Origin of the sequence: Archangium primigenium (assembly GCF_016904885.1) — a bacterium.
In the GTDB taxonomy this organism is placed as follows: domain Bacteria; phylum Myxococcota; class Myxococcia; order Myxococcales; family Myxococcaceae; genus Cystobacter; species Cystobacter primigenius.
In genome coordinates this window covers 1,156,742-1,168,013 of record NZ_JADWYI010000001.1, presented here as the reverse complement: position 1 = coordinate 1,168,013, position 11,272 = coordinate 1,156,742, and the positions used below count along the sequence as shown (strand labels likewise).

Annotated in this window: 9 protein-coding genes; 3 read left to right on the top strand and 6 right to left on the bottom strand. The window is 71.2% G+C overall.

What is annotated here, in order from left to right; genetic code table 11:
- Positions 1-2 precede the first annotated feature (2 nt).
- Positions 3-1,634: a sensor histidine kinase gene (locus tag I3V78_RS05040; RefSeq protein WP_204485178.1), complete on the bottom strand. Its 1,632-nt coding sequence runs from the start codon at positions 1,632-1,634 to the stop codon at positions 3-5.
- Between the two features lie 226 nt (positions 1,635-1,860).
- Here I3V78_RS05040 and I3V78_RS05035 point away from each other — a divergent pair, with 226 nt between their 5' ends.
- Both I3V78_RS05035 and I3V78_RS05030 read left to right on the top strand, forming a co-directional pair.
- Positions 1,861-2,826, top strand: a complete 966-nt coding sequence (locus I3V78_RS05035) for a hypothetical protein (protein WP_204485177.1) — start codon at positions 1,861-1,863, stop codon at positions 2,824-2,826.
- A gap of 194 nt (positions 2,827-3,020) precedes the next feature.
- On the top strand, positions 3,021-5,132 hold the full coding sequence (locus tag I3V78_RS05030; RefSeq protein ID WP_204485176.1) for an ATP-binding protein: 2,112 nt from the start codon (positions 3,021-3,023) through the stop codon (positions 5,130-5,132).
- Between the two features lie 6 nt (positions 5,133-5,138).
- On the opposite strand, the gene I3V78_RS05025 is transcribed toward I3V78_RS05030, so the two are convergent.
- Complete coding sequence (locus tag I3V78_RS05025; protein WP_239576300.1) at positions 5,139-6,470, bottom strand: MFS transporter; 1,332 nt, start codon at positions 6,468-6,470, stop codon at positions 5,139-5,141.
- 27 nt (positions 6,471-6,497) lie between these two features.
- Positions 6,498-6,788 (bottom strand): hypothetical protein, encoded by a 291-nt coding sequence (locus I3V78_RS05020; protein ID WP_204485175.1) that lies wholly within the window; start codon positions 6,786-6,788, stop codon positions 6,498-6,500.
- A gap of 258 nt (positions 6,789-7,046) precedes the next feature.
- Here I3V78_RS05020 and I3V78_RS05015 point away from each other — a divergent pair, with 258 nt between their 5' ends.
- Entirely contained in the window at positions 7,047-7,661 is a 615-nt protein-coding gene (locus I3V78_RS05015) for an AbfB domain-containing protein (RefSeq protein WP_204485174.1), read from the top strand.
- On the opposite strand, the gene I3V78_RS05010 is transcribed toward I3V78_RS05015, so the two are convergent.
- From I3V78_RS05010 to I3V78_RS05000, 3 genes are read right to left on the bottom strand one after another with little or no spacing between them, the layout of a single operon-like run.
- Entirely contained in the window at positions 7,658-8,845 is a 1,188-nt protein-coding gene (locus tag I3V78_RS05010; RefSeq protein ID WP_204485173.1) for an aromatic ring-hydroxylating oxygenase subunit alpha, read from the bottom strand. The two genes, I3V78_RS05015 and I3V78_RS05010, sit on opposite strands and share 4 nt — an antisense overlap.
- 13 nt (positions 8,846-8,858) lie before the next feature.
- Positions 8,859-10,496 (bottom strand): GH3 family acyl-acid amido synthetase, encoded by a 1,638-nt coding sequence (locus tag I3V78_RS05005; protein WP_204485172.1) that lies wholly within the window; start codon positions 10,494-10,496, stop codon positions 8,859-8,861.
- The gene (locus I3V78_RS05000; RefSeq protein ID WP_204485171.1) at positions 10,493-11,266 is read right to left on the bottom strand and encodes a hypothetical protein; all 774 of its coding nucleotides are present in this window, start codon (positions 11,264-11,266) and stop codon (positions 10,493-10,495) included. The genes I3V78_RS05005 and I3V78_RS05000 overlap by 4 nt, the downstream gene beginning before the upstream one ends.
- Between the last annotated feature and the right edge of the window lie 6 nt (positions 11,267-11,272).

Below are 11,272 nucleotides of genomic sequence, written 5' to 3'. Positions count from 1 at the left end.
CCTCAGGAGGCCAGGGCGGCGGAGGGCTCGGCGGCGCCCCGCGGCAGCAGCAGGGAGAAGGTGGTGCCGCGGCCCGGCTCGCTGCTCACGCGCAGCTCGCCGCCCATCTTGCGCACGAGGGCGTGGCTGATGGACAGCCCCAGCCCCGTGCCGGTGCCAGCGGGCTTGGTGGTGAAGAAGGGGTCGAAGATGCGCGGCAGCACCTCGGGGGGGATGCCGTGGCCCGTGTCCGAGACGTCCACGCGGACGACGTCCGCCTCCTGGCGCGAGCTCACCCGCAGGACGTTGTGCTGGGGCGAGCTGGAGCCCATGGCCTGCAGTGCGTTGACGATGAGGTTGAGGAACACCTGCGTCAGCCGGCTCTCGCTGGCGAGCACGGGCGGCAGCGCCGCGTCGCACGCCTTCTCCAACCGGGCGGTGCCCCGGCACTGGGCCTCGGCCATGCGCAGCGCGAAGTCGAGGCTCGCGTTGACGTCCACCGACTCGAGCGACTCGTCCGAGGCGTGCGAGAAGAAGCGCATGTCGCGCACGATGTCGCGGATGCGGCGGCAGCCGACGATGGACTCGCTCAGCACCTGCCGGGCCTCCCCGAGGAACTGCCGGGCATGGGCCGTGGGGCCCGGCAGGCGCAGCAGGCGCTGCTCCAGCTCGTCCATCCACTCGCGCAACAGGCCCATGTTGGTGAGCAGGTAGGCGATGGGGTTGTTGATTTCGTGGGCGATGCCCGCCGCGAGCACGCCCAGGGACGCGAGCCGATCATTCTGCAGGCTCGCGCGCTCCAGCATCCGCTTCTCGGTGAGGTCCTGCGCCACCACGAGCAGGCGCCGGGCGTCGGTGCCCTCCTGGAGCGCGCCGGTGAGGTCCAGGGACAGCCGCTCGCCTCGGGCCGAGCGCAGCCCCACGTCCAGCGCCCGGACCGAGCCCTGGGCGAGCAGCTCCCCCAGGGCCTCGCGCACGCGGCCCCGCTCGCCGTCGAGCGCGAGCGCCTCCAGGCGCGTGCCCAGCACCTCCCGCGCCTCGCGGCCGATCAGCCGGGAGGCCACCGGGTTGAGCTCCAGCACCCGTCCCGCCTCGTCCAGCAGGAACACCGCGTCGCCCGAGGACTCCAGGAGCTGGCGGTTGCGTGCCTCGGCCTGACGCACCCGCAGGCGCAAGCGCAGCAGCAGCTCCACCTGCCGCTTGAGCGCGAGCAGATCCCGCCGCTGCCGGTCGCTCAGGGCGCGCGGCACCGTGTCGATGACGCACAGGGTGCCCAGCGGGTAGCCCTCCTCGGAGTGGATGGACGCGCCGGCGTAGAAGCGGATGTGGGGCGCCTCCAGCACGAGCGGGTTGGCGGCGAAGCGCGCGTCCTGGAGGGCATCCTCCACGACGAACAGCTCCGCCGTCTGCTCGATGGCGTAGGTGCAGAAGGACAGACAGCGCGCCGTCTCGCTCACGTCCGGCAGGCCCACCTGGGCCTTGAACCATTGCCGCTCGCGATCCACCAGGCTGATGAGCGCCAGGGGCACGTCACACAGACTGGCCGCCAGACGCACGATGTCCTCGTACTCGGACTCGGCGGGCGTATCGAGAATGCCGTGGCGCGCGAGGGCGCACAGGCGATCCTCCTCATACTGAAGGCCAGGGGAGAGCATGCCGGCGATATGGGTTCGACCCTCCCCGGGTGGCAGTACACCCAGTGCGTTGCGTGTAGAAAGAAACACTGTCAACGTTCCCACGGCGACAGGCGCCCGCCCCGACGCCCCGCGCACGCCCCTGACGCACCGCGACATGCCGACCTGTAGCAACTCCGCCCCGGCATGTACGACAATATAGACAAATTAAGCATTTCATCCCCCTTTTCGCCCGACCGAGACGCCCATGACCGTCATCAATCCCAACCGGAGCGCGCAGCCCAAGAGCCCCCCCGCGACCAGCGCGTCGGCCCCGGGCGTCGCGGCGCAGAAGTCGCTGCTCAACCCGCTCGACCTGGGCAAGGCGATCCTCGACGGCATCAAGGACATCCCGAAGAACCTCGAGATGGGCAAGGACGTCTTCGAGGCCACGACGATGCGCGAGCTGGGGCGCATCTTCGGCGGGGACGCCAAGCCGGACCGCATGGCGGATGGCGCGCTGCTGGGCGCGCGGGGGCAGCAGTACCCGGCGGGCACGCCGCTCGGGCAGATCCCCGGCGTGACGCCCAAGAACAACCCGAACCCGAACAAGACCATCCTCTACACCAACGGCATCATGACGCCGGCCGAGGGCCAGCTGCGCGAGATGCAGTCCATCGCGGACCGCTCGGGCGCCAAGGTGGTGGGCGTGCACAACGCCACGCAGGGGCTGGTGGCGGACCTGGCCCAGTGCGTGACGGACAAGCTGGACAAGGGCAAGAACCCGGCCGTGGATTCGCTGGCGGACACCGTCTACAGCGAGCTCAAGGCGGGCCGGGAAGTGCACCTGATGGGCTACAGCCAGGGCGGCCTCATCACCGCGCGCGCGCTCAATGACGTGCAGCAGCGGCTGCGGCTGGAGGACGGCATGTCCCAGGGCCAGGCCGAGCAGCTCATGAGCAAGCTGAGCGTGGAGACGTTCGGCGCGGCGTCCACGCGCTACCCGAACGGCCCCCAGTACGTGCACTACATCAACGACGCGGACGCGGTGCCCACGCTCACGGGCCTGGGCGGCAGCGTGGACCCCCTGGCCTTCCTCAAGGACGCGGGCCGGGGCGCCGTGGTGCACCGCTTCACCGACGGCAACGCCAACCTCATCAGCAACCACATGCTCGACACCATGTACATGAAGCACCGGGTGCCCTTCGAGCAGGCGCGCCAGAACCAGTTCTGATTCCCCTCCCCTCCGGAGGGATGGCCGCTTTCCAACATCGCGGCCGGCAACCGTCGCTGGAGGGAGCGCGGGCGGGGGGGGTGGAGAGACTCCCCGCTGGCGGTCACGAGGCGCACCTCGTATGAGCGGCACCGCGGCGTTCATCCACGCCGTGGTTTCACCCCGCTTTCCGAGGACCGCCGGCTCCAGCACGCATGATCTCCGACTGCTTCCGTGACCCCGCTTCGCTCCCGCCTCGGCTGCGCTTCCTCGCCGGCGGGGGTGAGGCCACCCGCCTCATCCTGGCGCGCGACTGGACGAACCATCCCCTCGGCCCGCCGCAGGACTGGCCGGAGAGCTTGAAGTCCACCCTGAGCACCGTGCTCAACTCCCCCGAGTCGATGATTCTCGCGTGGGGACGCGAGGCGCTGACCTTCTTCTTCAACGAGACCTACTTCCCGCTGCTCGGGCCTCGGCTCTCGTGGGCCATGGGCTCGCCCTTCCACGAGGTGTGGGCGGACGCGTGGGCCCAGGCCAGACCCATCATCGACGATGCGTTCGCCGGCCAGAGCCAGCGCTTCAATGACTTGCCGTGGAAGCTCGCCACCGACCGGGGCGCCGCGGACACCTGGTTCACGTTCTCCTACTCGCGCGTCCTCGACGCGAACGGGGACGTCGCCGGGCTGTTCATCTTCACCAACGAGACCACCGCGCGCGTGCTCGCGGATCGGCGCCTCGTGCGGGAGATGGAGCGGCAGCGGCTGAGCCTCCAGCAGATGCCCGGGTTCGTGGGCCTGCTGGCCGGCCCCACCCACGTCTACGAGTACGTGAACGACGCCTACATCACCATCTCCGGCCCGCGCCAGTTCCTCGGCCGGACGGTGCGACAGGTGTTTCCAGAGCTGGAGGGCCAGGGGTTCTACGAGCTGCTGGACGGGGTCTACACCTCGGGCAAGCCCTTCTCCGGTCAGGCCCTCCCCATCCAGCTCGCGGGCGAGCGCGAGCCGCGCTACATCGATCTGCTCTACCAGCCGCTGCGCGCCGACAGCGGCGAGGTCGTGGGCATCTTCGTGGGCGGCTACGACGTCACCGAGCGCGTGCGCGCCCAGCAGGCGCTCGCGCAGGCCAACAACACGCTCGAGCAGCGGATCGCCCAGGCCCTGCGCGAGCGGGAGAAGGCCGAGGAGGCGCTGCGCCAGGCCCAGAAGATGGAGGCGGTGGGGCAGCTCACCGGCGGCATCGCGCACGACTTCAACAACATGCTCACCGGCGTGCTTGGCCCGCTCGAGCTGCTCCAGCACCATCTGGCCCAGGGGCGCATGGACCGGGTCCCGCGCTACATCGAGGCCGCGAGGAGCTCGGCGCAGCGCGCCGCCGGGCTCACCCAGCGCCTGCTCGCGTTCTCGCGGCGGCAGTCGCTCGACGTGAGGCCGGTCGACGTCAACGCGCTCGTCGCGAGCATGGAGGACATGCTCCGGCGCACGCTCGGGGAGAGCATCGGGCTGGAGGTGGTGCGGCACGCGGACGCCTGGCCCGCCATGACCGACCACAACCAGCTGGAGAGCGCGCTGCTCAACCTCGCCATCAACGCGCGGGACGCGATGCCCGGCGGGGGACGCCTCACCATCGAGACGACGAACACGCGCCTGGACGAGGCCTACGTGCAGCACGTCGACGGCCTCCGGGCGGGCGACTTCGTCGTCATCTCCGTGTCGGACACGGGCACGGGCATGAGCGAGGACGTGATCGCCAAGGCCTTCGAGCCCTTCTTCACCACCAAGCCCATCGGCGCGGGCACGGGGCTCGGCCTGTCGATGATCTACGGCTTCGCCCGGCAGTCCGGCGGCCACGTCCGCATCTACTCGGAGCTCGGGCGGGGGACGACCCTCAAGCTGTACCTGCCGCGGCACCGGGGGCAGGTGGTTGACGAGCAGAAGCAGACCCTCGAGGTGAAGAAGGCACAGCCCGGGGAGCATGTCCTGCTGGTGGAGGACGATCCGGCGGTGCGCATGCTCGTCCACGACGTGCTGACGGACCTGGGCTACGGCGTGCGGCAGGCGGAGGACGGACGCGCGGCCCTGCCGTTGCTCGCGGACATGGAGCGCATCGATCTGCTCATCACGGACGTGGGCCTGCCGGGCCTCAACGGGCGCCAGTTGGCGGAGATCGCCCGCCAGAAGCTGCCCGGCCTCAAGGTGCTCTTCATCACCGGCTATGCCGAGCGCGCCGCCGTGCGCGGCGAGTTCCTCGACGAGGGCATGGAGATGCTCACCAAGCCCTTCGCCATCGACGTGCTGTCCGCGAAGATCCGCGAGATGATCGAGTAGCGCCCGTCAGGCGTCCTCGGGCGCGAAGCGGTGCTGCCGGGAGGTGTCGCGCATGAAGGCGTACACGAGCAGTGAGCAGAAGATGCAGCCGGTCACGTACCAGAAGAACCACGTCTCGTGCCCGGCCACCTTGAGCCGGGTGCCCACGTACTCGGCCGTGCCGCCGAACACGGACACGGTGAGGGCGTAGGGCAGGCCCACGCCCAGCGCGCGCACGTTCGCGGGGAACAGCTCCGCCTTCACCACCGCGTTGATGGAGGTGTAGCCGGAGACGATGACGAGCGCCGCCATCACCAGCAGGAAGGCGGTGAAGGCATCGCGCGTGTGCATGAGCGCCGTGAGCAGGGGCACGGTGAAGAGCGTGCCCAGGACGCCAAAGCCCAGGAGCACCGGCCGGCGGCCCACCTTGTCCGAGACGAAGCCCAGCACCGGCTGCAGGAGCATGTAGAGGAACAGGGAGCCCGCGGAGATGAGCGTGGCCTCGCCGCGCGAGAGCCCCACGGTGCCCACCAGGAACTTCGGCATGTAGACGGTGTACGTGTAGAAGGCGAGCGTGCCGCCCATGGTGAGGCCCACCACCAGGGCGATCTCCCGCGGGTGGCGCAGGAGCTCGCGCATGGGGTTGGGCACCGGGCCCCGGGCCGCCTCGCGCCGGAAGGCCTCCGTCTCCACCATGTTGCGCCGCATGTAGAAGCCGAACACCGCCAGGCCCGCGCCCAGGAGGAAGGGCAGGCGCCAGCCCCAGGCCACCAGCTGCGCCTCGGTGAGCACCAGCCGCTGCAGCACCAGCAAGGTCAGCGTGGCGAGCAACTGCCCCATGATGAGCGTGACGTACTGGAAGGAGCTGTAGAAGCCCCGGTGGCGCGAGGTGGCCACCTCGGTGAGATAGGTGGCGCTGGTGCCATACTCCCCGCCGAGCGACAGGCCCTGCAGCAGCCGCGCGAGGATGAGCACCGCGGGCGCCAGCAGGCCCACCTGGGCATAGGTGGGACACAGCGCGATGACGAGCGAGCCCAGGCACATGAGCGACACGGACAGCGTCAGCGCGGCGCGGCGCCCGCGCACGTCCGCGTACATGCCCATGAGCCAGCCGCCGATGGGGCGGATGAGGAAGCCGAGCGCGAAGACCCCCGCCGTGTTGAGCTGCTCGACCAGGGGGTTGTCGTTGGGGAAGAACGAGCGCGCGAAGTACGGCGAGAAGGCCGAGTAGATGTAGAAGTCGAACCACTCGATGAGGTTGCCCACCGAGCCGCCGAAGATGGACAGCAGGCGCTGGCGGACACCGGTGGGGGCATCGGAGGGAGAGGGAGGCGGAGGCACCCGCCGCTTGTAACCCAAACCCCCTCCCCCGACGCGCCAGGCCCCCTACTTGCGGCCGGGCTTCTTGGCGGGCGCGGCGGGCGCGGCCTTCTCGGCGGCCTCGCGCCGCGCCTCGTCACGCTCCTGCAGGGCCGACTCCACCTCCGCCCGCAGGTCCTTGACGCGGCCCTTGAGCGTGGCGTTCTCCGTGCGCAGGGCCTTGAGCTCCCCGCGCGCCTCTTCCGTCTCCGTGCGGGCCTCCCGGACCTCCGCCCGCGCCCGGATGACTTCCTTGGAAGGCCCACATCCCACCAGCGGACCCACTCCGAGCACCATGACCGCGACCCACGCCTTCATCGCCACGAGACTCCTCACCGGGAGCGGAACCAGGGACCGCTCCCTGGGCGTCCATCGGGGTACGGCCCCCGGGAGCAAGGCCCATGCCCGGCCTCGCCGTCCTCGGGGCGCGGCGCCAGCCGAGCGTCCATCCTGGCAAGACGCCAGAGTCGCCCAGGCACATTGCCAGCCCGGCTGGCCTCCGCTCGCACGACCTTGAATAATTCCGGGAAGCCCTCGTCTTGAGGAACAACTACGCAGCACGAAGGAACCCGCCCCATGGCCTCCCTCTTCTCCTCGCGCATCCTCCGCACGGTGTCCCTGTTCGCTTCCGTCGCCGCCCTCCCGGGCTGCATCATCGAGGGGGGACACACCCCGCGGAACAACCTGGTCGACACGCCGGTCTACGCGGGCTGCCCCTCGCTCCAGGGCGTGGGCAACTCGGGCCTCGTCGGGCTGACGGCGGAGCGCGGCGGCTACTACTCCTTCGCCTCCTTCTCCTACCCCAACGAGTACATCCGCCACTACCAGGGCCGCGGCATCGTCGCCCCCGTGTACTCCGCGCTCGACGGTGACAACGCCACGTTCCGCATTGTCCCGGGCCTGGCCGACAACCGCTGCATCTCGTTCGAGTCCGCCAACTACCCGGGCCACTACCTCAACGACGACGGCGGCGAGGTCTTCCTGGACGCCGCGGCGCCCGGCCTCACGTTCGCCGAGGACGCGACGTTCTGCCCCCGGCCCGGCCTGGCGGACGCCTACGAGCTGAGCTTCGAGTCCTGCGCCTACCCCGGCTCCTTCCTGCGCCAGGACGATGGCGACCTCTTCGTGGAAGGCGGCGCGGGCCTCATCTACGAGGACGACGCCACGTTCCTCATGGACGCCCCCTTCTAGATCCAGAAGGCGATGTCCCGCTCCGCGTCCGGGGGGCCCGCTCCCTGCCCCCCCTCCCGGAGCCAGCGGCGGTACGCCTCGATGTCCGAGTGCAGGAGGTCCGCCTCGGTTCCCGAGAACACGCCCCCGCCCGGACCGTTGAGCAGGCCCTCGCGCTGCACCCGCATGATGTCCACGTCCTGGGTGATGACCTGCGTGGTGTACCAGCGCACCAGCGGCTGGAGCGCGTGGCCCACGAGCGAGCGCGGCAGATCATACGGCAGCCGGTAGCTGATGGCCGTGTAGACGAGGCTGTCCATCGGCCCGATGGGCGTGATCTGCGAGTTGATGACGAAGCCGCTGCGCTCGCCCCAGAGGTAGTCCACGCGCGTGACGTTGGGCGAGATGAAGTGGTCCGTGTGCACCATGGGCATGCCGCTCGGGTTGAAGAGGCGGCCCAGGCCCGACACCGTGTCCTGCGCCTGCTTGTAGGTGACGAGCACACGGCCCTCCGAGCGCTTCACCGTGGCGGGCACGCGCTTGCGCGCCGTGTCGCGAAACCACCCGGCATGGACGAAGACCGTGTGCGGCACGTCCATGAAGTTCTCCACCAGGTTGGTCACCCCGTTGGGAAAGCGCGTCACCATGAAGTAGACGCTCCACTCGGGCTGGCCCCAGAACGGCACCCGGAAGGCGGGCCGGCGGGCACGCTGGGAGTCGCCGCCCGGGAAGACGAAGACCAGGCCGTCCTGCTCCAGGGTGTCGAAGCGCTGGAGCCGGCCCAGGTCGCACGGCCGCACCTGGAGCCCCGCGCGCGCATGGCCCCGGGCGTCGAGCGACTCGCCGCACTGGGACGGGCCCAGGCTGGGCACCTCCACCACCGCGCCCGAGCCGTCATACACCCAGCCGTGGTACGGGCAGCCCAGGCGGCCGTCGAACACGGCCCCGGCGGACAGGCGCGCGTTGCGGTGCAGGCACCGGTCGCGCAGGGCCACGGGCTGGCCGCGCTCGTCCCGGAAGAGCACCACGTTCGTGCCGAAGAACGTCCGCGCCAGGGGCGCGCGCCGGGTGAGCTCCGAGGACAGGCACGCCACGTACCAGTGGTCCTTGAGCGCGCCACAGCGGGCGAGGTCCGCCTCGGCCTCCAGATCCACGGTGGGCACGGGCGCCGGGGCGAGCGCCGGCACGTCGGCGGGATTCCTCATGACAGGCACGTCCTCACAGAGCGAACCAGTTCGTCCAGCCGGGCTGCCGGTGGAGGTCCGCGGGTTTGATGTCGCCGGCCCGCTGGCCGAGCGCGATGCAGCGGGCCTCGTAGCGGCGCGCGCCCCCGGAGACGCGCAGCACGCGCAAGGGGCCGAGCTGCCCGAGTTCCCGGGCGTAGCGGTAGTGGAAGCCCTCGCACAGGACACGCTCCAGCGCGTGGGCGGCCTCCTCCAGCCGCGCGGGGGGCGCGTCGGTGTCGAGGAAGAGCCGGTACTCGGGGGGCGCGGCGGGCGGCTCCCACTCGGGCGCCATCATGGCGAAGGCGGGCCGCTGGCCGAGCAGCGCCGGCAGCGTGGTGGCGAGCACGTGGGACACGCGGGAGGACGACAGCTTCTCGCCCACCAGATCGCACACCGCATCCGCCCGCCCGAGGAAGCGCAGGCAGGGCGTGGCCTGGTGGAAGCCCTCCACCCGGACCCGATCGCCCAACTGGTAGCGCACGAGCCCCCCGGACGTGGACAGCACCACGGCGTACTCCCGCCCTTGCTCCAACTCGTGGGCGAGCCGGGGGCGGGCCTCGGGGTGCGCGGGGTCGAGGAACTCGAAGAAGTGGCTGCGCACGGCGAGCACCGGCGCGGGCGCCGAGACGAGCGGCAGCGTGACGATGCCCTCGGTGGCGAGCAGCCCCTTGCCCTGCACCTCCACGCCGGGGAAGTGACGGCACGCGGGCGCCACGGCCCGCTCCGCCTGGGCCTCCGTCCACATGCTCAGGAGCGCGAGCCGGGGCCAGAGCACGGGGCCTCGCACGTCCGCGCGCAGCGCCTCGCGCAGCACCCGGGCCCGCTCCGGATGCGGCGAGAAGCGCATCCGGGCCAGCGCCGCGCGCACCTCTTCACGCTCGGCGCCCGGTGGCCGGCAGAAGCCCCGCGCCAGATCCTCCGCGAGGCGCTCGCCGTGCCGCTCCAGCGCGTCCATGAGCAGGGTGAGGAAGCTCGGGTTCCACACGCTCAAGAGCGCCAGGTCCCCGCGCGCCACGAGGAACCACAGCGTCACGTACCGGCACGACTCCACGTCCGGCAGATGGGCCACGGCGCCGGGCACGGCGAAGACGCGCGCGAGCAGTGGCTGGAGGGGCCGGGGGAAATAGGCCGAGTCCTCCACGCTGCCCACGGGCGTGCCGCCGGCGGTGCGCCCCTGCTTGCGCCCGATGGGGGAGATGGACCAGTAGCTCGGGCCCGCGCGCACCCCGGGCCGCGTGGCGAACATGTCGAAGAGCATGGGCGCGAGCCCCTCGTGGAACTCGCGCGAGAGGCCCCGGGTCATGGGGATGAACTTGGACGCGCCCGAGGAGCCCCCCGAGGGCTCGAAGCGCACCACGGGCTCGCGGGTGAGCACGCGCGACGCGCCGCCCTTGAGGGCCTCGATGTCCGCGAGCACCGAGTCCGGCGTGGTCAGGGGGAAGGCGTCCTGGAACTCGCGCGCGGTGCGCACGCGGGAGAAGCCCGGCACCCGGGCCGCCTGGGCGCTGCCGGAGACGGCGTCGAGCACCCGCGCGAGACACCCGGCCTGGGCGCGCTCGGGCCGCGCGAGCGCCCGATGGAAGCGCAGGGCCGACCAGGCCTGCGCCGCCATCAACCCCGAGACGATCATGCCCGCGCCCCCACGCCCATCCACTTGAGGCCTCGGCGTGTCCACAGCCGTGCCTGCTTCACCAGGAAGCCCGTGAGGGCCCACGCCACGTCCCGCGCGCGCAGCTCCGCGAGGACCACCAGCTCCTCGCCCTCCACGTGCCCGGGGTTCTTTCGCGCGAAGTAGGCGATGTGCGGGTGCTGCGCCGCCTCCCGATCGATGGGGGACACGCCCTCGCGCACCCGGTAGTGCGTGTCCGCGAAGCGCACCGTGCCCTTGTCCGCGTCGAACTGCTCGCCGAACCACCGCCCCGTCAGCGCGTTCAGGAAGTCCCGCCGCTCGGCCGGGGGCTCCCAGTCATGGCGCGGCACCGTGCGGGGGAAGTGGTTCACCGCCAGGAGGTACGTCTTGTAGCCCCCGCTGAGCAGCAGCCAGAACAGCGGCCTGAGCGGCTGGCGCAGCTTCCGCTGGAGGAGGAAGCGCGTGAAGCGCACCTGCAGCTCCTTCTGGCCCCAGTAGTCCGGGTGGATGACGGTGTCGCCGGAGAAGACGATCTCCACCGCCCGGCCCCCCATGCGCTCCTCCACGACGCGCAGGGTGCTGAAGCCCACCAGCTCGCCCGTGCGGCTCGCGGACAACAGGATGACGTACTGCTTGTCGTCCAGGTCCCGGGCGAAGCGCTCGGCGCTCACGCCCGCGTAGCACACCTGCATCAGGGACAACATCTGGGCGCGCTGCCGCTCGGTGAGCGCGTCCCGGGCCACCGTGGCCCCCTTCAAGGCGGAGAGCATGACGTG

Coding starts and splice junctions, on each gene's coding strand:
- I3V78_RS05040 (WP_204485178.1), bottom strand. CDS start 1,634: ATGCTCTCCCCTGGCCTTCAGTATGAGGAGGATCGCCTGTGCGCCCTC.
- I3V78_RS05035 (WP_204485177.1), top strand. CDS start 1,861: ATGACCGTCATCAATCCCAACCGGAGCGCGCAGCCCAAGAGCCCCCCC.
- I3V78_RS05030 (WP_204485176.1), top strand. CDS start 3,021: ATGATCTCCGACTGCTTCCGTGACCCCGCTTCGCTCCCGCCTCGGCTG.
- I3V78_RS05020 (WP_204485175.1), bottom strand. CDS start 6,788: ATGAAGGCGTGGGTCGCGGTCATGGTGCTCGGAGTGGGTCCGCTGGTG.
- I3V78_RS05015 (WP_204485174.1), top strand. CDS start 7,047: ATGGCCTCCCTCTTCTCCTCGCGCATCCTCCGCACGGTGTCCCTGTTC.
- I3V78_RS05010 (WP_204485173.1), bottom strand. CDS start 8,845: ATGAGGAATCCCGCCGACGTGCCGGCGCTCGCCCCGGCGCCCGTGCCC.
- I3V78_RS05005 (WP_204485172.1), bottom strand. CDS start 10,496: ATGATCGTCTCGGGGTTGATGGCGGCGCAGGCCTGGTCGGCCCTGCGC.
- I3V78_RS05000 (WP_204485171.1), bottom strand. CDS start 11,266: ATGCTCTCCGCCTTGAAGGGGGCCACGGTGGCCCGGGACGCGCTCACC.